The 24022-nt window shown below is 31.8% G+C and carries 37 protein-coding genes and 2 tRNA genes; 20 read left to right on the top strand and 19 right to left on the bottom strand.

Annotation, left to right across the window (positions count from 1 at the left end):
* Window positions 1-33 precede the first annotated feature (33 nt).
* Complete coding sequence (gene rtcA, locus NADRNF5_RS00695; protein ID WP_048114676.1) at window positions 34-1074, top strand: RNA 3'-terminal phosphate cyclase; 1041 nt, start codon at window positions 34-36, stop codon at window positions 1072-1074.
* On the opposite strand, the gene NADRNF5_RS00690 is transcribed toward rtcA, so the two are convergent.
* Window positions 1039-1536 carry a CopD family protein gene (locus NADRNF5_RS00690; protein ID WP_048114674.1) on the bottom strand — a complete coding sequence of 166 codons (498 nt, stop codon included), beginning with the start codon at window positions 1534-1536 and terminating at the stop codon, window positions 1039-1041. The two genes, rtcA and NADRNF5_RS00690, sit on opposite strands and share 36 nt — an antisense overlap.
* An 81-nt stretch (window positions 1537-1617) precedes the next feature.
* Here NADRNF5_RS00690 and NADRNF5_RS00685 point away from each other — a divergent pair, with 81 nt between their 5' ends.
* Window positions 1618-2112, top strand: coding sequence for a hypothetical protein (locus NADRNF5_RS00685; protein ID WP_237089290.1), 495 nt, complete (start codon window positions 1618-1620; stop codon window positions 2110-2112).
* 3 nt (window positions 2113-2115) lie between these two features.
* On the opposite strand, the gene NADRNF5_RS00680 is transcribed toward NADRNF5_RS00685, so the two are convergent.
* Window positions 2116-2189: transfer RNA gene (locus NADRNF5_RS00680), tRNA-Val, on the bottom strand.
* Between the two features lie 67 nt (window positions 2190-2256).
* Here NADRNF5_RS00680 and bluB point away from each other — a divergent pair.
* From bluB to NADRNF5_RS00670, 3 genes are all read left to right on the top strand, one after another.
* Window positions 2257-2967, top strand: a complete 711-nt coding sequence (gene bluB, locus NADRNF5_RS00675; protein WP_048114670.1) for a 5,6-dimethylbenzimidazole synthase — start codon at window positions 2257-2259, stop codon at window positions 2965-2967.
* Window positions 2968-2991: 24 nt separating this feature from the next.
* Window positions 2992-3084 (top strand) — tRNA-Arg (locus tag NADRNF5_RS10990).
* A 52-nt stretch (window positions 3085-3136) separates the two neighbouring features.
* Window positions 3137-3667: an NADPH-dependent FMN reductase gene (locus NADRNF5_RS00670; RefSeq protein ID WP_048114663.1), complete on the top strand. Its 531-nt coding sequence runs from the start codon at window positions 3137-3139 to the stop codon at window positions 3665-3667.
* Between the two features lie 520 nt (window positions 3668-4187).
* On the opposite strand, the gene NADRNF5_RS00665 is transcribed toward NADRNF5_RS00670, so the two are convergent.
* A complete protein-coding gene (locus NADRNF5_RS00665) occupies window positions 4188-4655 on the bottom strand; it encodes a hypothetical protein (protein WP_048114659.1) in 468 nt (155 codons plus the stop codon).
* Window positions 4656-4740: 85 nt separating this feature from the next.
* Window positions 4741-4971: a hypothetical protein gene (locus NADRNF5_RS00660; protein ID WP_048114657.1), complete on the bottom strand. Its 231-nt coding sequence runs from the start codon at window positions 4969-4971 to the stop codon at window positions 4741-4743.
* A gap of 245 nt (window positions 4972-5216) precedes the next feature.
* On the opposite strand from NADRNF5_RS00660, the gene NADRNF5_RS00655 reads away from it, so the two are divergent.
* Together NADRNF5_RS00655 and NADRNF5_RS00650 are read left to right on the top strand one after the other, a co-directional pair.
* A complete protein-coding gene (locus NADRNF5_RS00655) occupies window positions 5217-5693 on the top strand; it encodes a peptidylprolyl isomerase (protein ID WP_048114655.1) in 477 nt (158 codons plus the stop codon).
* Complete coding sequence (locus NADRNF5_RS00650; RefSeq protein WP_048114652.1) at window positions 5694-6590, top strand: hypothetical protein; 897 nt, start codon at window positions 5694-5696, stop codon at window positions 6588-6590. It begins immediately after the preceding gene.
* Here NADRNF5_RS00650 and NADRNF5_RS11205 read toward each other — a convergent pair.
* Both NADRNF5_RS11205 and NADRNF5_RS00640 read right to left on the bottom strand, forming a co-directional pair.
* On the bottom strand, window positions 6577-6732 hold the full coding sequence (locus NADRNF5_RS11205; protein ID WP_182126214.1) for a hypothetical protein: 156 nt from the start codon (window positions 6730-6732) through the stop codon (window positions 6577-6579). The two genes, NADRNF5_RS00650 and NADRNF5_RS11205, sit on opposite strands and share 14 nt — an antisense overlap.
* Window positions 6733-6960: 228 nt before the next feature.
* Window positions 6961-7446, bottom strand: a complete 486-nt coding sequence (locus tag NADRNF5_RS00640) for a hypothetical protein (RefSeq protein WP_048118621.1) — start codon at window positions 7444-7446, stop codon at window positions 6961-6963.
* Window positions 7447-7577: 131 nt separating this feature from the next.
* On the opposite strand from NADRNF5_RS00640, the gene NADRNF5_RS00635 reads away from it, so the two are divergent.
* From NADRNF5_RS00635 to NADRNF5_RS00625, 3 genes are read left to right on the top strand one after another with little or no spacing between them, the layout of a single operon-like run.
* Window positions 7578-8027 (top strand): hypothetical protein, encoded by a 450-nt coding sequence (locus NADRNF5_RS00635; RefSeq protein ID WP_192828332.1) that lies wholly within the window; start codon window positions 7578-7580, stop codon window positions 8025-8027.
* Window positions 8028-8038: 11 nt separating this feature from the next.
* The gene (locus NADRNF5_RS00630) at window positions 8039-8932 is read left to right on the top strand and encodes a PfkB family carbohydrate kinase (RefSeq protein ID WP_048114648.1); all 894 of its coding nucleotides are present in this window, start codon (window positions 8039-8041) and stop codon (window positions 8930-8932) included.
* 51 nt (window positions 8933-8983) lie between these two features.
* Window positions 8984-9319, top strand: a complete 336-nt coding sequence (locus NADRNF5_RS00625; protein WP_048118617.1) for a dUTPase — start codon at window positions 8984-8986, stop codon at window positions 9317-9319.
* Here the strand turns inward: NADRNF5_RS00625 and NADRNF5_RS00620 are convergent.
* Both NADRNF5_RS00620 and NADRNF5_RS00615 read right to left on the bottom strand, forming a co-directional pair.
* Complete coding sequence (locus NADRNF5_RS00620; protein ID WP_048114646.1) at window positions 9316-9792, bottom strand: tetrahydromethanopterin S-methyltransferase subunit A; 477 nt, start codon at window positions 9790-9792, stop codon at window positions 9316-9318. The genes NADRNF5_RS00625 and NADRNF5_RS00620 overlap by 4 nt on opposite strands.
* Entirely contained in the window at window positions 9789-10871 is a 1083-nt protein-coding gene (locus NADRNF5_RS00615; protein ID WP_192828331.1) for a DegT/DnrJ/EryC1/StrS family aminotransferase, read from the bottom strand. Before NADRNF5_RS00615 ends, NADRNF5_RS00620 begins: the two co-directional genes overlap by 4 nt.
* Window positions 10872-10954: 83 nt before the next feature.
* Between NADRNF5_RS00615 and NADRNF5_RS00610 the strand changes: the two genes are divergently transcribed.
* The gene (locus NADRNF5_RS00610) at window positions 10955-11530 is read left to right on the top strand and encodes a hypothetical protein (protein ID WP_048114641.1); all 576 of its coding nucleotides are present in this window, start codon (window positions 10955-10957) and stop codon (window positions 11528-11530) included.
* Window positions 11531-11587: 57 nt separating this feature from the next.
* Window positions 11588-11776 (top strand): C2H2-type zinc finger protein, encoded by a 189-nt coding sequence (locus NADRNF5_RS00605; protein WP_048114639.1) that lies wholly within the window; start codon window positions 11588-11590, stop codon window positions 11774-11776.
* Window positions 11777-11787: 11 nt separating this feature from the next.
* Here the strand turns inward: NADRNF5_RS00605 and NADRNF5_RS00600 are convergent, their stop codons facing one another.
* On the bottom strand, window positions 11788-11997 hold the full coding sequence (locus tag NADRNF5_RS00600; RefSeq protein WP_048114637.1) for a hypothetical protein: 210 nt from the start codon (window positions 11995-11997) through the stop codon (window positions 11788-11790).
* Window positions 11998-12091: 94 nt separating this feature from the next.
* Between NADRNF5_RS00600 and NADRNF5_RS00595 the strand changes: the two genes are divergently transcribed.
* Entirely contained in the window at window positions 12092-13138 is a 1047-nt protein-coding gene (locus tag NADRNF5_RS00595; protein WP_048114635.1) for a tyrosine--tRNA ligase, read from the top strand.
* Here the strand turns inward: NADRNF5_RS00595 and cobJ are convergent.
* From cobJ to NADRNF5_RS00565, 6 genes are read right to left on the bottom strand one after another with little or no spacing between them, the layout of a single operon-like run.
* Window positions 13135-13929, bottom strand: coding sequence for a precorrin-3B C(17)-methyltransferase (gene cobJ, locus NADRNF5_RS00590; protein WP_048114633.1), 795 nt, complete (start codon window positions 13927-13929; stop codon window positions 13135-13137). The genes NADRNF5_RS00595 and cobJ overlap by 4 nt on opposite strands.
* A gap of 46 nt (window positions 13930-13975) precedes the next feature.
* Window positions 13976-15439, bottom strand: a complete 1464-nt coding sequence (locus tag NADRNF5_RS00585; RefSeq protein WP_048114631.1) for a DUF7482 domain-containing protein — start codon at window positions 15437-15439, stop codon at window positions 13976-13978.
* A 38-nt stretch (window positions 15440-15477) separates the two neighbouring features.
* Window positions 15478-16881 carry an aspartate kinase gene (locus tag NADRNF5_RS00580; protein ID WP_048114624.1) on the bottom strand — a complete coding sequence of 468 codons (1404 nt, stop codon included), beginning with the start codon at window positions 16879-16881 and terminating at the stop codon, window positions 15478-15480.
* Window positions 16882-16916: 35 nt separating this feature from the next.
* Entirely contained in the window at window positions 16917-17663 is a 747-nt protein-coding gene (gene pcn, locus NADRNF5_RS00575) for a proliferating cell nuclear antigen (pcna) (RefSeq protein WP_048114622.1), read from the bottom strand.
* 34 nt (window positions 17664-17697) lie between these two features.
* Window positions 17698-18015, bottom strand: a complete 318-nt coding sequence (locus NADRNF5_RS00570) for a transcription factor S (RefSeq protein WP_048114619.1) — start codon at window positions 18013-18015, stop codon at window positions 17698-17700.
* Window position 18016: 1 nt separating this feature from the next.
* On the bottom strand, window positions 18017-18295 hold the full coding sequence (locus tag NADRNF5_RS00565; protein ID WP_048114616.1) for an RpoL/Rpb11 RNA polymerase subunit family protein: 279 nt from the start codon (window positions 18293-18295) through the stop codon (window positions 18017-18019).
* A gap of 51 nt (window positions 18296-18346) precedes the next feature.
* On the opposite strand from NADRNF5_RS00565, the gene NADRNF5_RS00560 reads away from it, so the two are divergent.
* The 3 genes from NADRNF5_RS00560 to NADRNF5_RS11195 are packed head-to-tail and all read left to right on the top strand — an operon-like array spanning window position 18347 to window position 19222.
* Window positions 18347-18883, top strand: a complete 537-nt coding sequence (locus NADRNF5_RS00560) for a hypothetical protein (protein WP_048114614.1) — start codon at window positions 18347-18349, stop codon at window positions 18881-18883.
* Window positions 18884-18913: 30 nt separating this feature from the next.
* Entirely contained in the window at window positions 18914-19066 is a 153-nt protein-coding gene (locus NADRNF5_RS11200) for a hypothetical protein (RefSeq protein WP_182127931.1), read from the top strand.
* Window positions 19067-19075: 9 nt separating this feature from the next.
* Window positions 19076-19222 carry a hypothetical protein gene (locus tag NADRNF5_RS11195; protein ID WP_182127932.1) on the top strand — a complete coding sequence of 49 codons (147 nt, stop codon included), beginning with the start codon at window positions 19076-19078 and terminating at the stop codon, window positions 19220-19222.
* 2 nt (window positions 19223-19224) lie between these two features.
* On the opposite strand, the gene NADRNF5_RS00555 is transcribed toward NADRNF5_RS11195, so the two are convergent.
* Window positions 19225-19719: a dual specificity protein phosphatase 23 gene (locus NADRNF5_RS00555; RefSeq protein ID WP_048114606.1), complete on the bottom strand. Its 495-nt coding sequence runs from the start codon at window positions 19717-19719 to the stop codon at window positions 19225-19227.
* Between the two features lie 52 nt (window positions 19720-19771).
* Window positions 19772-20413: a cyclase family protein gene (locus NADRNF5_RS00550; RefSeq protein ID WP_048114604.1), complete on the bottom strand. Its 642-nt coding sequence runs from the start codon at window positions 20411-20413 to the stop codon at window positions 19772-19774.
* Window positions 20414-20488: 75 nt separating this feature from the next.
* Here NADRNF5_RS00550 and NADRNF5_RS00545 point away from each other — a divergent pair, with 75 nt between their 5' ends.
* The gene (locus NADRNF5_RS00545; RefSeq protein ID WP_048114602.1) at window positions 20489-20746 is read left to right on the top strand and encodes an Lrp/AsnC ligand binding domain-containing protein; all 258 of its coding nucleotides are present in this window, start codon (window positions 20489-20491) and stop codon (window positions 20744-20746) included.
* Here NADRNF5_RS00545 and NADRNF5_RS00540 read toward each other — a convergent pair.
* Window positions 20741-21892, bottom strand: coding sequence for an aminotransferase class V-fold PLP-dependent enzyme (locus NADRNF5_RS00540; RefSeq protein WP_048114598.1), 1152 nt, complete (start codon window positions 21890-21892; stop codon window positions 20741-20743). The genes NADRNF5_RS00545 and NADRNF5_RS00540 overlap by 6 nt on opposite strands.
* 29 nt (window positions 21893-21921) lie before the next feature.
* Here NADRNF5_RS00540 and NADRNF5_RS11510 point away from each other — a divergent pair, with 29 nt between their 5' ends.
* From NADRNF5_RS11510 to NADRNF5_RS00530, 3 genes are all read left to right on the top strand, one after another.
* Window positions 21922-22194, top strand: coding sequence for a hypothetical protein (locus NADRNF5_RS11510; protein ID WP_237089289.1), 273 nt, complete (start codon window positions 21922-21924; stop codon window positions 22192-22194).
* Between the two features lie 67 nt (window positions 22195-22261).
* Window positions 22262-22534: a hypothetical protein gene (locus NADRNF5_RS11505; protein WP_237089288.1), complete on the top strand. Its 273-nt coding sequence runs from the start codon at window positions 22262-22264 to the stop codon at window positions 22532-22534.
* A gap of 107 nt (window positions 22535-22641) precedes the next feature.
* On the top strand, window positions 22642-22941 hold the full coding sequence (locus NADRNF5_RS00530; RefSeq protein ID WP_007402606.1) for an ATP-binding protein: 300 nt from the start codon (window positions 22642-22644) through the stop codon (window positions 22939-22941).
* A gap of 35 nt (window positions 22942-22976) precedes the next feature.
* On the opposite strand, the gene NADRNF5_RS00525 is transcribed toward NADRNF5_RS00530, so the two are convergent.
* Entirely contained in the window at window positions 22977-23969 is a 993-nt protein-coding gene (locus NADRNF5_RS00525; protein WP_048114595.1) for a cupredoxin domain-containing protein, read from the bottom strand.
* Between the last annotated feature and the right edge of the window lie 53 nt (window positions 23970-24022).

Raw genomic sequence — 24022 nt, 5'->3', positions numbered from 1 at the left:
AAGTATCATAAAGAGTAGCAAATAGAAAATACTGTGGAATTTTTAAAAATTAATGGTGGATATGGTGAAGGTGGAGGTCAAATCATTCGTTCAGCAATTGCACTTGCATGTATCACAAAACAATCAATCCATATAGAAAACATAAGAAAGAACAGAAAAGTTTCCGGATTAAGGCCACAACATGTGACATCCATAAGAATTCTTCAAAAAATTTCAAATGCAAAAGTGATTGGTGCAGAAGTTGGTTCTACAGAATTAAAATTTATTCCAGGAGATATTGATAGTTTAGAATTAAGTGAAGATGTTGGAACTGCTGGAAGTATATCTTTAATTTTACAGGTTTTAATTCCTGTGGTTGCAATTTCTCAAAAAAAATTAAGTTTAACAATAAAGGGTGGCACAGATGTTCTTTGGAGTCCTTGCATTGATTATACACAACATGTACTAAAAGAAGCATACTCTAGAATGGGAATAAAATTTTCTCTTGAATTAATTAAACGTGGTTACTATCCAAAGGGAGGTGGAGAAATAAAATTACAAGTTTTTCCTTCTAAATTAAAATCAATTTTATTTTCAAATAGAAAATCAAAAGACCTAAAAATAATTTGTACATTTTCAAAAATTGCAATTGAGATAATCGAAAGAGAAATTCAACAAATAAAAAAGAAATTAACTAATGAGGATTATAAGGTTGAAGTAGAAATTAAAAATCAAGAAGCAATTGATTCTGGAGCATCTTTATTAATTTACAGCATTGATGAGAATTCTATAATTGGAGTAGATTCTTTATTTGATAAAAAAACACAAAGTTTTGATTTGAATTTTGAAAAATTTATTGAAAAAGCACAAGGAGTAGATGTGAATTTGGCTGATATGCTTGTAGTTCCTGCAAGTTTATCCCCTGGAAGAACAACATTTTTGGTAAAAGAAATAACAAAACATCTAGAAACAAATTTGTTTGTTACATCTAAAATTACAGGCTGTAAATATGGAATAGGTAAATTGACTGATGGATTTGAAGTGATAATTGAGGGAATTTCAGACTCCGGCATCAAGCAAAGATGCAAAAAATAAAATTGCAATTGACAAAACTACTGTAATTTCTCCGAGAATAATGATCTTTTTTCTTAATTTTTGAATTTGAGGTTCTGATAATTGGTTTGACATAATTTTTTCTTCAATATCTTTACGAATTACCCTTACATGTATTGCATATGTAATAATTAATCCAATGACAAGAATAATTTTGATTATAAGGAAAGTTCCATAGCTTGTGGCTACAAGTAGTTCAGGTTTACCAAGCAACATATGTGAGCTGTATAACCCCGTTGCCATCAAAATGATTAGTGATGGAACAGCTACTTTGTTGAAACGTCTTCCAACACGAATCATAATTTGCATTCGCTCTTCAATTGAATTTGTCATTGTTTTTAAAAGTGGAGAGAAAACAATTCCAATGAAAAGAGATCCTCCCACCCATATTGCAGCTGAAACAAGATGAATCCATGTTAGAATTGCTTGTTCAAGTGCTGTCATAGATAATGATATTTTAGATTAAATATTATGTATTTGGATCTTGACAACGTTTTTTAGTTGTACATAATCTGATACGTTGGAATGGATCTTCAAAGCAAGATGACAGTTTATGCAGCAATAGCTGGTGTTTTTGCATTAATGGGTGGAATTGTTTTCTATGCTAGCCTTGATAATGATGAACTTAATCAAGTTGAGATAGAATTAACAAATGTGGAATTAATAGATGTAAATGAAATTAATAATCAAGCAAAATTTAATGTCACTTTTCTAGTAAAAAATCCTAGTGATAAGACTTTCACTGTTTCAGTAATAGACTACAAGCTTTATGGAGATGGAACTTTGTTGGGTTCAGGATTATATTCAACAGCAGATATTACATTACCTGGAAGGGCTTTGTTTAGTTCTGGTGCTGAAATTCCTTTGAAAAACATATTTCTTTTAAGTAATGGAGATGTTAATTCTGAAATCTATCAAGCAATGATAGATAATAAAATAACAAGTTTTAGTGCTGAAGGTACCATCATTACACAATCTTCATGGAGTGAAGCAGAAAATGAATTTAAAACTGGTTATTAAAAGTGGGCCGAGTGAGATTCGAACTCACGATCACCGCCGTGTCGAGGCGGTATCCTAACCAGCTAGACTACCGGCCCATTGAAGTACAAAACTAAAGATTGACATTATTAACGTTTAACAAAAGAAGAATGAAGGAGAAATACATTGACAGATGATTTTACTGAAGAGGAAAAACTAGGCTTCTATAAGGCAATTTATTCAAGAAGAGATGTTAGATCTCACTTTACCTCCAAGCCCATTGAAGATGAGATTTTATCAAAAATTCTTCATGCTGCACATCATGCACCATCTGTTGGATTTTCTCAGCCATGGAATTTTATTTTAATTAAAAATGATCAAACAAAAAAGAAGATTAAAGAATCTTTTCAGGAAGAGAAAAAACGCTCATCACAATTAATTGAAGAACCAAAAAGATCAAAGTATCTTTCATTCAAGTTGGAAGGGATTTCAGAATCGCCTGTAAATGTATGTGTGACGTATGATCCTACAAAATTTGGTCCATTTGTAATAGGTAGATCAAGTATTCCTGAAGCAGGTCTTTACAGTGTGTGTTGTGCAATTCAAAATTTATGGTTATCAGCAAGAACAGAAGGAGTAGGTCTTGGATGGGTGAGTATACTATCAAATGAAGCATTAAAAGAAGTTCTAGAATTGCCTGAACATGTAATTCCTGTTGCATACTTGTGTTTAGGATATGTTGATGAATTTGCTGAAAAACCAGATCTTGAAACTGCTGGATGGCTACCAAGACTTGAATTGAAAGATGTTGTATATTTTGAAAAATGGGAAGATAAAGAAAACAAAGACTGGTTGAGTATTCAGAAAATGATCAATGAAAATCTCGATTACGCTTAAATAATTAAGAGTATTTTTTTTGCTGGGCTTGTGGCGCAGAGTCATTTTGACGCGCAACATGGATAGCGCAGTAGCCTCCTAAGTTACAGGTCGAGGGATCGAAGCCCTCCAAGCCCGTTAATTTCAAAAATTCTTTGAAACTTAAATAGAAAAACAAATTGCTTGATACATGAAAGTTGTAGTAATATCAGGTAGCCCAAGAAAAAATGCCAATACGCAAATTATTATGAAATATGTTTACGAGTATGCAAAATCAAAAAATCAAGATACAAAATTAATTAATCTATCAGAAGGCCAAATAGAATGCTATAGAGGACCAGATGAACAGTATAATGAACCTACAAAGACTGCAGCAAATGATATAATGGATGCAGATGTGTGGTTGATTGGTTCACCAATCTATAATTCATTTTTTAGTTCATCATTGAAAAATTTGTTTGAGTACATTAATTATAAAAAAACTGTTGGAAAGGTTGCAGGGATTACAATTTTGGCTTCTGGAAATATTGGTTTTGTTAATGTGCAGACATTAATCACTCAGTTATTATCCTATTTTAGAGTAATAACAAATCCAAAGGCAGTATTTTTGACCACAGAATCGATAAATGACAATATTATATCAGATGTAGATGCACAAAATAGACTAAAAGAAATGGTAGATGAAACTTTAGAAATTGCTTCTAAATTACATCAAGGTTAAATTTTTTACAGAGCAGTTTTTTCCAAAAGATAACAGTGTTGAATTATCATATGAACATAATAATTTAGATTTTTTTAGAATAGATTTCTAAAAAATGGCTTAGATTCTAAATTAAGTATTATTGTAATTTGAATTATGGCAAATTAATTATTCTTTAATTGATCTCTTTTGGAAAAAATTTAGTAATTAAATCGAATAAAAGATTGTTTTAAATTAGAAATTAATTATATTTTCAATAGTAATCAGTTGGTTAAAAAAATTAAATCTTGACAAATTCCAAGGAATAAGATCTATTATTCTAAAATTTATGATAGTAGATTATTATGATTTATTTAGTTAATTTGCTTAAAATTGTAAGAATCAAATAGTAATGTTACTTTTCATAATTATTGACTGCAAATAAAGATCCAACTGAATTATGTTCTTGTAAATGTCATTTTGGTGGTGCAGTTAGTTGTCCTGGTTGTAAGGAAAATCACGGGATAGAGTGCTCTCATTGCAAAAATTAGATTAAAACGAATTATTTTCTTTTTGAGGCTAGCATTTTTAGATTAGCTAATTCTGTTTTTAATGATTCAATTTGAACAAGTGTTTGTAAATTTGAAATTTCTTGATTCAATCTTTCAATTTCACCATCTTTGAGTTTAACAGACTCCTTGAGAGTGTTTAGTTCTGCAGATAATTCAGATTGTACTTGTTTTATTTCTGAAAGACCAATTTGATTACCACTAGTTGTTGTTTGAATGGTTTGTGTACTACTCAAGCTTTTTTTTTCTATTTGAGCATGAGATGAACCATGATTGTGGGCGTAATCAGTACTTTTTTGAGAAATCCAACATGTAAAAGTCATGAACCATGTTATTGGAACTGCCATGAGAAATACAAAATCTAGTACTGGTGATAAATCCCAAAATGCCCAGAGTCCTGTTAGTACGGCTGCAAATATTCCTGTGCAAACAGTGGCCAAATGGTTTCCCAAATATCCCATAATAATTTAAAAAATTCATTATTTATAACAGTAATGATGAATTCCAGAAAATAATATAAGAATTAAAAAGAAAAAGGAGCCGAATTTATTCGTCTTCTTCAGTGGTACTAGATACTTTAGGCATATCTGATTGTAAGATTTGGATTTTTTGCAATAGTTCAGTTCTCAGATCTCTTGCAACTCTTCTTACAGTTGGTCTTGGAACACCAAGTTCATCAACTACTTTGGTGTAGATATCCTGTTTGTCCGTTACCCCTTTGTCAAGATAAGAATTAATTGCTTCTTTAATTATCGTGCTTTGGTTTGTACGATTCAACAGATTCTAAACTTTAATTGTTCTATATAAGACTATAACTTTTTGAAATCTAAAAAACATCTTATAAAAAATTTGGATTTGGTTTTCAACAAATTATTATTTTTTCAAAGTCCTCAACAAAATTAATTCATCAACGAAAAACGTACAGATAGATATGAAATTTTCAACATAGTTAAAATAACAATTATAATTTTTAAAATAAATTTCACAAAAGACTCTTATGATAAGACGATAAAAGAGTCCTATTGAGCAATGTGAATATTGAAACCAATTTTGGGAATATTACATTTAAACTTCTGCCTGAGTTAGCTCCGGAAACAGTTAGAAATTTTGAAAAATTGGCCAAAGATGGATTTTATGATGGTACTTTATTTCATAGAGTTATCCCTGGTTTTATGATTCAGGGAGGAGATCCAAATACAAAAACGGACAACAAAGGTTCCTGGGGAATGGGAGGGCCTGGATACAATATCAAGGCTGAATTTAATTCAAGATCCCATTTAAGAGGCATAGTTTCTATGGCTAGATCACAGGATCCAGATAGTGCAGGTTCACAATTTTTCATAGTTACTTCAGATAGTGCATTTTTAGATAAACAATATACTGTGTTTGGTGAAGTAACTGAAGGCATGGATGTTGCAGATAAAATTGTTAATCTACAAAGAGATGGCAATGATTGTCCTTTGGAAAAAGCACAAATGCTTCATGTAACAGTGGGATAAATGAATAGTAAGATTTGTGGATTTTTAGTAATTCTTCTAATAATATCAGTAATTCCCACAGTTGATGCACAGATTTCATTTGGTGAAAAGGCTTCACAAAAATCAGTTGAAATAGTCATAAATTCATTTGGAGATGTTCATGTCAAACATGTGGTTAATCCAGCAAATTTGCCAAAGCAAATTGAGTTAATTTATGGAACTGCTTCAAATATCACAGTAACAGATGAAGAAGGAGAAGAAAAGCAATTCTCAGTAATTGGAGATAATACAGGATTGCTAATTTTTCCTTCTCAAAACAGATCCATTGTAGAGTATGATCTAGAGCATGCAATTACTCAAATAGATAATGTATGGACTTGGAGTTTCAGATATCTTGAGACAACTTCTTTTATTTTACCTGAAGAAGCAGATTTGATCTTTGCAAATGAAAGGCCAGTGTATTTGGATGAAAAGAAAGGAATTACATGTCATGGTTGTCAAATGATTCTAGAATATTCTCTTGATGAACCAAAAATTTATCAAAACATAAAATGGGAAGATAAAGAATTTCTAGTCGAAATTAGAACTTATACAAAAATAAACGATTTTACATTTGATCAACCAACAAAAAGTATTACATTTGATGTATCTGAAAAAAATAGATTTGTTACAACAATAATTCCTTTAGAATTGTTATGGGGACCATACGCTGTATTTCTTGATGATGAAAAAATTTACTTTCATGAATACATCAACAATGGAACTCATGTATGGCTTAACATAAGACCTGAAACAACCGGAGAAGTTACAATCATTGGTACTACTGTAGTGCCGGAATTTTCAATTTTAGCGCCATTGGCAATTGGGTTTTTAGTAATTGTAATTGCTCCTTTAATTAGAAAAGTTAATCTCCACTAGAACCACACGAACAAAAACCATATTCATCAATCCTAACATCACAAACAGGGCATTTTTCACCATAATCTACCTCCCATGGCTCTTTTCCAAAAAGCTTGAAATGATCATCAATTTCTATAGGAATTTCTCGTTTCTTTTCCAATGATTTGTATAGGTATTCCAGCTATACATGAATATCGGATACAAATCATGAAAATTGAATGTGGATGTCATTGCATAAAGTGTAAGAGTACAAATCTTGAATCTAACCAGATAGGTGAAATTGAGAAGGATGGATATTTTGATATGCACCATACATGTAATGAATGCAACACACATTTTGATCATTTAGATGGCGAAACTTTTTCTAATTGTGAGAAATGTAATTTTTCTAGTTAGCAACTAATGCTTCTTCATTAAAATAGCGAGTTCTATTTTGATATGAATTTTTCATTATTTCTTTATTTGATGCCATCTTCGCTAATGCAGTTGATACATCTAATGGGCTTGCAGACCAGCCATATTCTCTAAGTTGTTGAACTGTTTCAGTTACTGTTCTTGGGGAATCAAAAAATCTGCTTGTTTCTAGAATTCTTAATTTTGATTTAATTTCATTGGATGTGATAGATATTGGTTCATCAAATTCTGGCTCGTTTGCTTCAGCATTATCTAAATAATCTAAACCGTATTGAGCCACTTGCTCAGTTTCAGATGGTTTTGGGGTAGATTCTGTTTCGTATACAATTTTTGCTTGATTTTCTGGCAAATGATTTGAAATATTATCAATAATTTCACCTAGTGTATGATTATCAACATAGAAATCTCTAGAATCAACTTCAATTTCGTTCTCTCCTAACTTTACTTTAATTCTAGCCAACAAAAAATAATCATTTAATTTTGATTTATTCTGTTAGCTCTAAGGAGCTTAGAGATTAGATCAAAACTTTTACACAATTTATCGGTATTTTTTCCCTTTTGAGTTAAAATGGGATTTTGTTGAAATTAGTCATGAAATCATCAAAAAAAGGTGGTCTTTTAGTTCTCTTTGTCTTAGCCATGAGTATTTTTGGGTATTCACAGTATGCTTCTGCATCACAAATTGGAGTCAGTGTTGCACAAAGTGAGTTATTAGATGAAAATGAAAATAGTTCAAACTATAATATCGAATTAAAATTTGAGAATCCATCATTATTATTAATGACTGCAGGTGAGACAGAATTTTTTGTGATTTCAAATGATGAACTGATTGGAAAAGGTAAGTTAGAACCTTTTACTTTACACCCATTAGATAGTAGTTTTGTAAAAGGAACTTTTCATACAGATTCCAATAATGAAGAATCTGGATCAGTAAAAATTACAGGTATAACAAAATATGATTTGATAATTACTTCTATTGATGTTCCATTTGTTTATTATCCAACAGAAGAGCAGGCAAGAGAATTTATACATCAAAATTAATTTCTTTGTAAATGCTTACTGTTTTTGGTTCTACAGCACTTGATACAATTAGAACACCAAAAAAAACATTAAAAAATGTTTTAGGAGGAGCTGCAACTTTTGCTGCAATATCAGCAAGCAATTTTGTGAACACAGGATTAATTGCTGTAGTTGGTAAAGATTTTCCTAAAGAGCATCACAAGATATTATCAAAGCATTTGGATTTACAGGGATTGACAATTAAAAATGGTAAAACATTTCGCTATGACGGAAAATATGATGATACACTAAGTACTAGAGCAACTTTAAAGACAGAATTAAATGTATTAGCAGATTTTAAACCAAGTGTACCAGATGATTACAGAAAATCTCAATTTGTGTATCTAGCAAATAATGATCCTGATCAAAATACGTCATTAATCAAAGAATTTGATAATGTTAAATTTTCTATGTGTGATACGATAGACTTTTGGATTTCTACAAAAAGAGATTCAGTAATTAAAATGATTAAAGCTGTTGATGCAGTTGTAATTAATGATGAAGAGGCTAAACTCCTTACAAAAGAATTCAACCTGATAAAATGTGCTAAAAAAATGATGAAATGGGGAGCAAAATATGTGATAATTAAAAAAGGAGAGCATGGTTCGCTAATGTTTTATGATGATGTGATCTTTCCTACAGCAGGTTTTTCGTTAGAGGATGTAGTAGATCCTACAGGTGCAGGAGACTCTTTTGCAGGAGCAATGATTGGATATCTTGCAAGCAAAAAATCTACTAGTATTTCTGAAATAAAAAAAGCAGTAGTGTATGGAAATGTATTAGGATCTTTTGCAGTTGAAAAATATGGTTTGGATGGATTACTTGGGATCAAAAATGGTGATATTTCAAAACGAATTAAAATTTATGAAAAAATGATTCGCTTCTAAAAAGACTTAAGTTCAATAATTTCTCAAATTAATTCATCCTTGACACAAGAAATGTCTGAAGATAGACTAGATACAATATTCAAACTTCAAAAAGGTCTATCTGAAATGATGAATTTAGATAGATATCCAAAAGATTCAGAGGGACGAGTTTCTGCATTGTGTACTGCAATTATGCATGAAGCAGTTGAATTACAAAGAACTACAAATTGGAAATGGTGGAAAACACCAACTAAATTTAATGAGGCAGAAGCAAGAGAAGAATTAATTGATATTTGGCATTTCGTTGTTCAAGCATCACTTGAGCTTAATCTTACACCTGATGATATTGTAGATGAATACAAAAAGAAAAATGAAATCAATAGAGAAAGACAGCGAAATGGGTATTAAGGAAATTTAATTTTAGATAAGATCTTTTCATAATTAGTTTCATTAATCAAATTTACAAGATGTACATTATTTTGAAAATGTTTGATCTTTAATTTAGAAACTGTAAGATAAGGATCTGGACTGGATGAATTTATAATTCTATAATTTTTATCAACCCCATTTTTGTGTAATTCAAATAAAGAGTGACCAGCTTTATGTCCCCAAACTTCTTTTCCACAAACTACAATGATGTTAATTTTTTGGTAATTATTTACATATTCAACAATAGAATCAATTCCTTTATTTTCAGATAATAGTCTGCCAACTATAGAAATATCTTTTAGAATATCAGAATTGGAGAATTTTTTGAGTAAATCCATGCTTGAAAGAGTACAAATTGCTACGGATGATTTGGGATTTCCTTTAAAGTACTCTTCAGGTATGGGTAAAACAACTTTACATAGTTCTCCTATAGCCTCCGCTATTATATTCATAGTATTTCATGCAGGGTTTTTGCAATAAATTCAATGTTTGTTTTGGTTACACCCGGATGAATTGGTAAAGAAATTACATGAGAAGCTGCCCAGTCAGTAATAAGAAGTTTTGTTTTTAATTTGTAAAATGGTGTTTTGTGAACTGGAATAGGATAATAGGACGCAGCTCCAATTCCATTTTCATTGAGTTTTTTTAAAACTTGATCACGATTTTTTGTTGCAATTGTATAGAGATACCAATTCACATTTTCATTCTTTCGTTGTGTTGGAAGTGTAACATTAAGATCAGATAAGAGTTTTGATAGTAGTAGTGCATTTTTCTTTCTCGATTTTAAAAAGTTTGAAAGTTTTTTCATTTGAACAGTTGCAATTGCAGCATTTATTTCAGGTAATCGTAAGTTTAGGCCAAAAATCTTAGTGTCATATCCATGAACCATTCCATGATTCCTAATCATCAATAATTTATCCCGAAGTTTTTTATTATTAGTTACAATAAAACCACCTTCACCAGCAGTCATTACTTTTGCAGGATACATACTATAACAACCCATATCAAAGAAAGTTCCCGTGTGTTTACCTTTGTAAGTTGAACCTAGTGATTGTGCAGAATCTTCAATTATTGGAATATTATATTTTTTTGAGATTTCAGAAAGTCTTTCTATATGTGCTACATTTCCATATAGATGAACAGGTATAATGGCACGAGTTTTTTTATTAATTTTTTTTTCTAAATCAGTAGGATCAATTGTATAATTTTCTTTTAGAATATCAACAAAAATTGGTTTAGCTCCAGTTGAGACAACAGCATTTGCAGTTGCAACAAATGTAAACGATGGAACTAAGACTTCATCTCCTTTTTTGATATCTAATGCGTGTAGTGCAGCTTGCAGAGCAGCAGTACCCGAATTTACAGCAATTGCGTATTTAGATTTTACAAAAGAAGCAGCGACTTTTTCAAAGTCTTGAACGTGTTTCCCACCTTGACTAGCAGATGATGTTAAAACACCATTTTTGAGAACATTGGTGACTGCAGATATCTCTTCTTTACCTACAATTGGGATATTAATTGCAATCTTCAACAGTATTTGCTGTTTATAACTAGTCTATAAATCTCATCGATGAAACATGAATTTTTATATTTCAAAAATTGGCAAACGGCATTATGAAACCACGTCATCTTGAAAAAACAGATTCAGGCTACAAAGTCTATTTGTACATTTTCTATATTTGTGGAGCCATTATGTTATCAACTCTAGTATTTGGAGTCTATGTTACAATGATTGAATGGATTGAAAATGGAACATATGTGATGGGAGAAGCAATTCACAACACTACAATTCCATTTGAAAATTTTGCAAGAGTATCTACATGGATATTTTTTTCTACAATAATTGGATGGTATAGTGTTTCAAGGATTGGATGGAGAAGAACTGCAGGAAATAAAATTGTTGGAACAAAGATGGCATTACTTCAGTTAATGTTACTAGGATTTTCAATCATTACACTTTATGAAGTGATATACAATTTTACAGTATTAAATGCACAAATTACTGCAGGAGTTATAGATGGAATGGTTCCAGATATAGATAGATTATCAGTAGCATATCCAGATCCTGATAGACCATGGAATTTGGTTTTTGCAACCAAGGTATTTCTTGCCGCATTTATTATCAGCACTCATGCATTTTATCTTAGCATAAAACCCCGAAAAAGTCTAGATGAAACAGGTATAGAATAGCTAGTTTAAGATTATTTTGCATAAAAACTATTTCTAGTATGAATGAGCATTTTCAGTATGGGGTTATTTGGTTCTAGTAGTAATGATTTAAAATGTAAAAAATGTGGAACAGTTCTTTCTGATTCTGAAAGATTAAAGAAACATCAAGAAAAAGCACACAATAAGAAAAAAGAAAAATGTCGAGTATGTGGAACTGAATTTGATACTCAAGATGAATTGAGAAAACACAAAAAGAATTGTAAGTAGGATTTAGAAAATTATTCTGATAAACCAGATTCATATTTTGCAGGTTTTTTGAGTGCTTTTTCAATTGCATCTAAGTTTGCAATTTCATTTTTAGAATTCATTGTAAGAGTTTTTACCATTTCTGAGCCTAATTGTACTGATTGCTCAGGTAATGTATCTAGAAATTTTTGAAGTGCTTTTTTGTAATTTTCAATTAAATTCAATCCATCTTCAAGAGTCATACATAAGACAAAGATATCCTATATTCATAGTTTCTAAAATCATGTAAATTTTTTGAATAACTTTATACGTTTAGATCATAAAACTTGTTTTGATTTGGATATTACAGAAAAAGTAGATCTGATAGAAAGACCACCAACTGAAGAGGTTGTCACTCATGATGAGTTAATTGAGTTATTCAAATCAAATTCATCACCAAAACATTACATTGGTTTAGAAATTTCTGGATTTTTACATCTTGGAAGTTTAATCAGTACAGGTTTCAAAATTAATGATTTTGTGAAAGCTGGAGTAAACTGTACAATATTTCTTGCAGATTGGCACACGCTAATTAATGATAAGCTAGGGGGGGATTGGGAAACAATATCCAAAGTCTCAAAATATTATCAAGATGCATTCAAGTTAGTTTGTCCCGATGCACAAATCATCTTAGGATCAAAATTGTATGAGGAAAAAGCTGAATATTGGTCTGAACTTGTAAAATTTACAAAACATATGTCAATTGCAAGAACTATGAGAACTCTTACAATAATGGGTCGCTCTGAGGATGATAAGAAAATAGACTTGGCTAAATTACTCTATCCTGCAATGCAAGCAGTAGATATTCATTCATTGGATGTTGATATCGCACACGCTGGAATGGATCAGAGAAAAATCCACATGTTAGTTAGAGAAATTTTTCCCAAAATGAAATGGAAGGTTCCTGTCGCAGTTCATCACAAACTATTACCCGGACTTTTAAAACCTGCAGATATTAGTGATTCAAAAATATTAGGTAAAATGAGTAAATCTGATCCTAACTCAGGTGTTTTTATTCATAATACAGATGACGAAATAAAGAAAAAAATTAGCAAAGCATGGTGTGAGGAGGCAAATATTGAAAATAATCCATTGCTAGAAATTGCTAGAACTGTAATCTTTCATGATTTTGATGAGATGAAAGTTGAAAGGCCAGAAAAATTTGGTGGAAATGTATCATATTTTGAGTATGAACAACTGCAATCAGATTTTGAGCAAAAGAAATTACATCCAGGAGATTTGAAACAAACTGTTGGGAATTATTTGGTTAAAGTGATTTCTCCAATAAGAGAAAAGCTAAATCTAAGTGAAGAAGTTAATGAGGCAATAAAGAAAAGCTATTAGACTTTAAGATCAGGATTAGTTTGCTCTTCTAAATTATATTTTGATTTGTATCCTCTTGGATTAATCATCAAATCTTTGTAAGTATATGTTGATGAATTACCAATGATCACAGTACTGATCATTCCTAATTTGTCAGAATGATTTGGTAGATTTTCCAAATCAGTCATTTCTATAGCTTCAGACTCTCTGAATGCTCCTTTAATTATTGCAACAGGGGTTGTAGGTTTTCTATATTTTAAAAGAACTTTTCTTGTATCTTGTAATTGATGAATTCTTTTCTTGCTTGCGGGATTGTAAATAACAATTACAAAATCACCTTGAGCTGCAGCTTCAACTCTTTTTTCAATTATTTCCCATGGAACTAGCAAATCACTCATACTAACTACTGCAAAATCTGTCATAAGAGGTGAGCCAATTATTGAAGCGCATGAATTTAGTGCAGATACACCAGGTACAATCTCTACTTGTAGACCATCTTTAGGATTCCAGTTTGATTCAGCAAGTGTTTCATAAATTAATCCAGCCATCCCATAAATGCCAGGATCTCCACTTGATACAAGTGAAACAATTTTTCCAGATTTTGCAAGATCAATGCATTGATGAGCTCTTTCAACTTCTTGTGTCATTGCATAACGATATACTGTTTTACCTTCAATCAGATCCTGAACTAAATTCACATATGTTTCATAGCCAACAATAGTATCACTTTCTTCAATTACTTCTTTGGCTCGAAATGTCATGTGATCGTGATGTCCTGGGCCAACACCAACAATGTAGAGCTTACCTGTCAATTTAGAATAATTTTTCTGCCAAGTAATTTATCCGTTTAGCGGGTAGTTATTGAAAAGGATCTATGAATGGGCAATTCACTATATGATCACTGTTTAGTGGTCTAGCAATACTAACTGAAAGCAAACCATCTGCACGAAATGAATCAATATCTGATTTTGTCTCCAAAATTTTTGCTTGTTCTGAATTATTCCATTCAACTAGATAAATTCGCCACATTGGGCTATAATTTTCGTCATCAAGTGATGCACCTGCAATTCCTGCTTGGAATCCTAATGGACCAGATCCTTTAATTCCGTTTTTAAATTGGAAAAGATCTACTGCTCCAGAATGTGCAATTAGATTTGCAGAACTTGGAGACGAAACAACACCCATCGTCTCTGCAGGTCCTGATGGAGTAGCATCAGTTACAATATAGTAAATTGTTCTTCCATCAGGTCCCCAACCTCTATGAGCAACAAAAGTTACAGTCAATTCTTCTTCATTAATTTCTATTATTTGTCCCCCACCATATGGCATATCATCAGTGATTTCTTTGTCAGAACGTATCTTCATCTGTCCATCAGGCCAAGTAATTTGAGGAGTATTTAGTACAATTCCGGTTTCATTGAATTCTATTCTACCTTTTTCTTGAGCAGCAATAATATCAGTGGCAGATTCAAAAACTATTTCTTTTTGGCCCTTTTTCCATGTCACTTCAATTACAGAATTTAATGCACTATAATCAGATTCTTGTGAAGGAGTACTAGAAAATACTTCGTTCTGGAATCCATAAATTCCATCAGCTTTGACTCCATTTTTAAAAACGAAAATTTTTTGTAGTGCATCTTTTGGAACATTTCCTATTCCGGGTGCTACTTCTACATTCCATTCTTGCTTTTCAGATATTTTTTTTGCATATTCTTTATCACTGCCATCAGTAATGATGTATAAAACTTGATTTCCGTTGTAGATTCCTTTATGCATTGGAATAGTTGCAGGTACATTAGTTCTTGAAAGTAATGATGTCGGTTCTTCTTTTTCTAATTCAATTTTTTGCATAATAACTTCGGTAGGTTGCCCTCTTATCCAACCATCGACACTTACAGTAGAAGTAAATTCTTTTGAGGTAGGAGAATGTAATGCAAGTGCAGCTCCTGTAAACTCAAAAGATCCAGATTTTTCCTGTGAATCAATTAGGGATAATCCATAAACTGTTTTTCCATCAACAGTCCAAGTTGGCTGTCCTTTGGAATCTTGAGGATTAATTTCATGTAAAACAACTATCTGAACAGGTGAACTTGAGGTAAATGTCATTGAACCATCATACAAGGTTCCCTCATTTGGAGAAAGAATTAGTGCTAATTGATGATTCTCATGTCCTTGTCCAGGATCTTGAGAAGATGTAATAGTTTGAGTGAAATGAATTTTTTTTCTTGAACCTGCATCTGCAAACTGATCAGATATCGAAGAAAGTGAAATGAGGCCAATAGCCAAAAATCCAATTAATAAAATAGTAATTAGTTTTTTCAATAAATCTAATTTGGTTTATGCCCTTAAATGATTTTATCTTAATTGATTTTATCTAGTTCAAATGCATCATGCAATGCCCGTACTGCTGCTGATGTATCAGAATTTTTGACAACAAATGCAAGGTTTAGTTCTGATGAACCTTGGGTTATCATGGATACATTGATTTTATTTTTCTCAATTGCTCCAAATACTCTTGATGCTACCCCAACTGTTCCTCTCATTCCAGAACCAATCAATGCAATAATTGCTACATTAGTAGTAATTTCCAGTTTTTTGATGATTTTTCCTAATAATTCCATCTCTAGTGCACTTACTGCTTTATCAAGATCAGTATTTTTTACCACAATTGTGATGCTTGATTCTGATGGATTTTGTGAGATCATCATTACATTTATGCCAGATTTTGCTAATGTTTCAAATATTTTTGCTGCAGTTCCAGGAGTTCCAACCATACTACCGCCTCGAATATCAATTAGCCCATTATTTTGAACATTACTTACACATTTGACAGTATTTTTTACAGAAGCTGATGGAGATACAGTTACCAATGTTCCTTCATTCTTGACATTAAAGGAATTTCTGATCTTCATGGGAATTTTCTTTGATAGTAGGGGCTCAAAGGTTCTTGGATGAATTTGCTTGGCACCAAACATGGCCATCTCTACTGCTTCAATGTATGAAACTTCTTTGAGTAATTTTGCATTCTTTACAATTTTTGGATCTGCAGTCATTAGTCCATCAACATCACTCATCAACCAAATTTCATCTGCTTTCATACAAGAGCCAATAGTTGTTGCAGAATAATCAGAACCACCTCTGCCAAACGTAGTTACATGTCCATGTTGATCTGCACCTGCAAATCCTCCCACTACAGGAACAGTCTTCTTTGAGAATAAATCATCTACAGTCTTTGATACTCGAAGTCTTGTAGTATCCATTAGTGGTTTTGATTCACCAAAATTAGAATCAGTGATTATTCCCACTTCTTTTCCAGTAAGAGGAATTGATTTCTTTCCTGAATCATTAATTGCTGCTGAGATTAACTTTATGGATAATCTTTCACCAAATGAAATCAGATAATCCATTGATCTGGCTGTAACTTCACCAAGTAGAACCATTCCATCAATTAAAGCAAGAAGTTCTGAAAAATCTTCATCTAGTTTTCTTAATAATTTTTTTTGTAAATCAGATTTTTTGATTGATTGTTTTGCTAACTGTTTATGTCGATTTGTAATCTTTGATGCAAGTTGTTCAGCTTTTGATTTATTTTCTTTTTTGATTGATTCTGATATTTCTATTAGATCATCAGTTGTACCACTTGTTGCAGAACAAACAACTACAATTTGATGTTTCTTTGATAGTGAGTTAATCTGTTTAGCTATTGCTTGGATATCTTTTGTAGCAGAAATTGATGTTCCACCATATTTTATTACGAGTCTCAATTCAAAGTACCTGAATTAGTTAATCTTTAAATGCTTTAACTTTCCACGCGTGGGGCTAGGTAAAAGTGAATTCTGCCAATATTTGCTACTTTAAATTCAATTCTAAGAGGTTTTGCGCTTGAAAACTCACATGTGATAAAGCCTGCAGTTGTACCTACTGCCTTTACTACTGGATTTAGATACTCAAGACTATAAGTTCCAACACTGTCTTCTTTTGAAGAGATTTCTTCAATCTCTTCATCTTCTTTATCCAAATCAATAACTACCTCTCCAGAATCACCTTTGCCTGAAAAGTCACCCTTAGAATCAGATGTATGGATTGTCAGATAATCTGATACTACTTGCACATCGCCGAGAATTTTATCAAATTTTGATGATGACAAGACAATTTTAGAATCATATGGAATTTTTGGTAACGGGGTATCTGTAGCAGAACTTTCAATTAAACGCATTTTGTATTTTTTATTTTTTCCAACAGTAACTAGTAACATGTTTTGTTCAGAGATGCTAATCTCTATGCTATCTTTTTTGTCAGCTCTTTTGATAAGTTTTGAAAATTCATCAATTCTAACTCCAAATTTAATATCACTATCACATTCATATTTTTCAAATGCAGAATTAGGCCACGATATATCAATTAAAGCGACATGTGATGGATCCATTCCTCTAAAGGTAATTCCTTCTGCTGTTGCAACAAAAGTAGCTTCTTCAACAAGTGTAGATATTGCAGATATGATTGCCTTTAGATCATCAGAACCACTTGTTTTTGCTCCAAAAGTCAAATCAATTTTCTTGACTTAAAGTTCCAGTTAAACGTTATGTGTAATCTCGCCAGGTGTATTTACATTTCTGACAACGATAAAATCTGGTTGTAGGTTCGTCTGCACTTCTAGTTTGAAACATCCACCAAACTGCCTCATCATGACCGCATTTCTCACAATCTAATTTGATTGTTGGATGAGTATCTTCTCCTTCATCTCCTTCAAAAGCTAAAAGTGAAAAATCTTCTTTCTCTTCCTCAATAATTTTTTTTGTCTCTTTTACTTTTTGTCCTTCTACATAGCCACATTTTGAGCATTCAAGACCAGAAGCACCCTTCTTTAATTTGACCTCACATTTGGGGCAAAATTTCAATCTAATTTACCTTAATTTTAGAATTAAACAGTTGTTTGAACTCTTCTGCCATTTTTATTGCGGAATCTGTTGCTTTTTTAATTTCTCCCAGAGGTTTTGTGCTGGAGTTAATTCTCATCCAGCATTCATTGGTAAGGGGATGTTTTACTATAACTCCTGCAAAATCAATATTTGATCCTTTTAGGAGTTCATGTTGAATAATGTATAAAATTCCTATATCAGTCTCAGTGATGGAAAGGCTGATTTCTTTTGGTTCAGAACTGATCACTTGTGCGTTCATGTATTCAGAAAAAGCACTTATTGCGGATATAAATCATTATGAGCGGTAGGAATGGCAGAAAGTAAGATTTCAGAGATAAAACTAGCAAATTCAAAGGATGAGTACTCATCTGATGAAAATGTAGAGATAAATGTGCAATTTTCAGTCGAGGGAGACCTTAGAAATGCGTTTAATGAGGCAAATTGGACTAAGGCCTACAATAACAACGATGTTTCATTCAAAATGAAATACGGGATTAAATTGACATCAGGCGGATTCAGAAAGAAGGAATTGGGCAGAACCATTGATACCTATAGAAAGGCATCAATCTTTTGGACTAGAAATCCTAAACTAGTCAATCCAATGAAAGATAGAAGGATTTGGGTTCAGGTAGCCAAAAATTTTGAGCCATTTATCAGACTATCTGAAGAAGAAGTAAGGCAAGAGCTTTTTGACTTTGATGAGAAATTTGTATTCAAGGCATCAGATTTGGGAAAAGGTAAACACAAGATTAGTGCTGAAGCATTTGCATCATGGCAAAAACATGACTATACAGAAACTGGAAGTATCAAGAATAATTCTAGTGAAATTGAGATAACAATCAATTAGGGATATAAGGAACTTTTTGAGAGAATCAATATGGCAAAATACGATGGTCTGTTAGGACAACCAATTCTTGAAGTTGAAGAACCTGATAAAGAAGACGGAATTACCTTTATCTTTAAGGACAACAGGTTTTTGTTCATCAAAGCAATTGATGGAAAGATTGAGACCGTATCAATTCCAGAATAGGTGATATGAATGGAAAAATTTGATGCAATCAAAATGTTAGAACTTGTAAAAGTTGAAGATCCTGATTCAGACGGTGGATTAACTATGATTTTCCAAGAAAATAAAACTTTGAAAATTAAAGTTGTAGATGGAAAATTAGTTTCTGAATTTGTTTAAAACTAATTTCTCACATGTTTTTCATAAAAACCAATAGCTAGTTCTTGCACTTCAGACTGAATAGAGCCTGGTCTTTCATCTCGAATTTTTTTAATTGCATCTTTTGCTGCATATTTTTTATATTTTACAAAATAACATGCAAGAATTGTTCCTGCTCTTCCCATTCCAGCTGCACAATGAACCATAACAGATTGATTGTTGTTAATTCGTTCATGAATAAAATCCACTGCTAAATCTATCTTATCCATATCTGGTGCAGTTAGATCAGGTGTGGGAACATGAAGATAACCAATGTTTTCTATCCAATCATCAGGTAATGCATTCTCAGTCATAGTAACAATTGATTTTACACCTTGATCTAAAAGCCAATTAAATTCATCAAAAGTCGTTGGGAATCCAGAACCAGCTAATTGTTCATCGATTAACCAAGAAAAGTTTGTTGGTTTTTTTGTAATTTTTCCATGAACTTTTCTCCATAAATTTCCAGGTTTACTCATATGCGTAATAGGAATTTGCTATATTTTTAGCATTGCGAAATAATGAACAAAATTATGATGCTACTGCTCTTACAGGTGAGCCTGTTGCATCTTTGAGTTTTAATGGTAGAATTGTAAAAGTAAATTCTCTAGAAGGAATTTTATTCAAATTTGCAAGATTTTCTACAATCAAGATATTGTTTTTTGAGAAAATATGGTGAACAGTAAATGAATCATCTATGCCTAGATCAATACTTGGGGAATCTATTCCAACAAGATTGATCTTTTTTGATACAAGATAGTCAGCAGATGATTTGTCCAGTCCTGGATTTTCTGAAAAATAATTATCGTTTTTTAGATTTTTTTGCCATTCAGTAAAAAAGAAGATTGATGAATCATTTGGGATAATTCCATTGTTTTTTTCAAATAAAATAATATCTTCCTTTGTTATTGGGGAATTTCTAGTTTTTTTGAGTTTAATTAGAATGGCTTTTCCAATCAGTCTATCAAGGGGAATTTGATGAATCTTTATCCCATCTTTAACAAAATGGTATGGTGCATCAATATGGGTCCCAGTGTGAGAACTTAGAAATAATAATTCAAGATTATATCCATCATCTTTGATATCAGACCATAAAATGAATTGAGGTTTTGGGGAATCTGGAAAACTTGGAATGGATTTTGATATTGTAAGTGTAAGATCTATTGGTTTCATATCAATAGAATCTACTAGTAATTAATCAATTTATGAACTATGAAAAGTTAAATACTGTTTGATGAAAATCATCCTGTGCCTACTGCATATGTTCTATTAAATTCTGATTTGGGATCAGATGAATCAATAATCAATGAAGTAAAACAGATTCTAGCTGATGAGGACATCAAATACGAAATTCAGGGTGTCTACGGAGTATACGATATTGTATTAAAATTGACATCTAATGATGCAGAAAAACTACGTGCAATTATCACCAATAAAGTTAGAAAAATCAGTAAAGTTCAATCAACATTGACCATGATGGTCATTGAAGAACAAGAAAATCTATAGTTTCTTTATTTCATCAATTACCTGAAGCATTTCAGATTCAGTATTGAAAAAATGGGGAGATGCTCGGATAATTTTTTGCTCCATAATTTCTCTTACTGCTAAAATGATATTTTGCTTTTCAAGTCTATCTACTATTTCTTGAGAATCATGTCCTTTTAGATTAAAAGATACGATACTTGTTCTTTGATTTGGGTCATCAGGTCCATACAAAATAATATCAGGAATTTTTGATAGTTCTTCTCTGAATAGATTTGACAGGTACTGATTTTTTTGTCGGATATTATTCAAACCAAAATTCATCAAATACCTTGCAGATGATTCCAAGCCTACTATTCCAACATAATTTCTAAAACCAGTTTGGAATTTGTCGGGAAGTTCTTTGAAAGCAAGATTAGTTTCATCATAAATTATTGCAGACTCACCTCCAATAGTCATAGGTTTTAGTAATTCACTTGATTTTCTATTGCAGTAAAATAATCCAGTACCCATTGGTCCGCAAAGCCATTTTGAGCCATTAAATGACATAAAATTACATTTAATTTTTGATACATCCATTTCACCTATGCATCCTACAGTTTGCGCACTATCAATAAAGAATGGAATTTTATCATCAAGAATTTTTACAATCTCTTCTATAGGTAAAATTGAACCAGTATTGTATAATGCATGACTCAAAGCAACTAGTTTTGTGTTTTGATCAACTAGAGATTCTAGATCATCTAATTTGAAAAGACCATTTTTGTCAATGTTGAGATTTTTTATTGAAATTTTGTCTTTGAGTTGAATCCAAGGATAATAGTTAGCATGATGTTCATGTCCCATCCCACGAATGATGATATTTGATTTATCATCAAAAGATAGACCATTTGCTACAAAATTTATTCCATCTGTTGTGCTTTGAGTAAGAACTACCTCATCAGGTTGACATGATATGATTTTTGAAATTATTTTTCTGACATTTTGTAGTTTTTCAGTTACAAATGGTTCTGAATCCTTTGAATCCGGACCAATTGAATTGTATGAAATTAGAAATTCTTTCATATCCTCTATGCTTTGAGTAGGCATCAAAGAAACTGATGCATTATTTAGATAGATTTTATTTGAATCTGGAAAATCACCAGAAATATCTTTTGAAGTTAAATTCATTATTATATCTGTAAAATGCTAAAGTGGTGTTGGATAAAAGTCCTGAGTTAATTTTAGATAATAATTTGGTACACATTAAAAATGAGTTTGAGCTAAATATTCCAAGTTTAGTTTTGTGCTCTGAACCTTTTCACAAGATAGAATTTCTTTATAGATTAATCAGTTCTATAGAAAACAAGATAATTTTTGTGGACTTGGATTTACTTTATACTGGATATGTTGAATCTGGCATGATTCCAAAAAATAAAAATGTAATAATTTTTCACCCTGAAAAAGAAAACTGGAGAAGAAAAATTAACTGAAATTATCTCCAAAGTTTCAAAGGAGAAATTTCTAGTTGTAATTGATTCGTTTAATGGAGTTTACAACATGTTTGATGATCTAGAATCTGCAAGATTTGTTAATTCATGTATAATGCTTCTATCATCTCTGGCAAATCAAACAAGTTCACAAGTTGTTGTTACTGGAATGGCAAGAAAGAAAGAAAATGTTGGGTGGATAATATCACCAGGAGGAAAACAGATCATAAAATCTGAAAAAACAGGTGTCTACTTTATTAAAAAAAATCAGAACAATCTGATTTTTACTAGTTTGGAAGAAAATGATCACAGATCATTCAAAATAGAGCATCAAAATTTATGAAACAATAGCGATCAGATTTTAAACGCCGTTATAAAATTTGAAACGCCGTTATAAGACGAAATTCTTAGGTAAATTATATTAAGAAGAAATCAAGATTGAATTCTGTTATGCCAGTAGGAATTATTCCAGACATCAGCGAACAAATGTGTATCGGATGTGCACTATGTGTAGAAATCTGTACAACATTAGGTCCAGATGTCCTTAGAGTAAAACCAGTTGAAGGCTGGAAGAGAGGTAAAGCATTTGTTTTCTACCCAGAAAGATGTATTTCTGATGGTGCATGCATCGGTGTATGCCCAACAAAAGCAATCTTTTGGATGAGACCAATGGACTTTACTGTTGGACAACCAGTTCCACTCTACAAGAACTCAGTCTTCGTCAAAGGTTGGACTGAATTAATCGATTAGATTAATTCATCAATTTTTAATTTCTTTTTATTATTTTAGACTTTAACAGCACCAGGCTTTTCTTGTGGAATATTTGGTTTTTTCTTTAACCAGAGCATTGCTCCAATAAACAAAATACCTGGGATTAGAATGATGAACAGCATTAATTCGTAATAAGTGGTAAGTCTTTGAGCAGGTTTAATGTGATAGGTCTCATGAGATGTTCGCTCAGGATTATCATAAACTGCTGTAGTAAAATCAACTGATCTTTGTTCTTTACTTTGTACATCACCAAATACAGTTACACTTTCTTCTGCAAATATAGAGGGGGTATGAATTCCTTCTATTCTTATTATGATTGAACCAGAATCGCTAAAGACAAAATTTCTGTAATCGCCTCCAATCTGGCTTAGTCCTTCATCTCGGAAAATCTCTTTTCCGTTTTGAAATATAACAAAATTGTATTTCATTTCTGCAAGATTTGAATTTGTTTGAGGATCATAGAATTGATATACAAATTGTATTTTTTCATGAGTTTTAATCACAGGTGGATCCCATGCTAGATTGACTTCTAAGGCCAAGTCTGGAGTGTATTGTAATAATGGAAATTCTATTTTTGCACCAGTTGCATCATGTGGATAGTCTGGAATTAATTTTTCAATTATTAGTACACCTTCCATCCATGGATGAATAGTGCAATAATATGAAAAAGTACCAGATTCTTCAAATTTGTAAGACCATGATTCTCCTGGCATAAATCTACCACTATCAAAAATTCCATTCGGAGTTCCAAAATTATCACTCATCCATCCAAATCTTCCAGATCCCTCTCCACTTGTAACTGTGTGACCTTCTTTGTCATCATTATACCAAGTAATTGTATCACCTACTGTAGCGTATAGTTGTGGGGGATCATACCACACTTCAGCAGGAGTATTTAATTCTGGATTATATGCTCCTAGTGGAATATCAATGATGTATTCATTTGCATAAACAACTGGAATTGAGGCTAAAATCGTAAAAATTATTGAAAATATTAAAAACTTCACATTTTAAAATTATTAGTTCATTAAATAAATACATGATTTAATTTTCATCGATG

Origin of the sequence: Nitrosopumilus adriaticus, from assembly GCF_000956175.1 — an archaeon.
Classification (GTDB): domain Archaea; phylum Thermoproteota; class Nitrososphaeria; order Nitrososphaerales; family Nitrosopumilaceae; genus Nitrosopumilus; species Nitrosopumilus adriaticus.
This window is presented reverse-complemented; position numbering and strand designations above follow the sequence as displayed.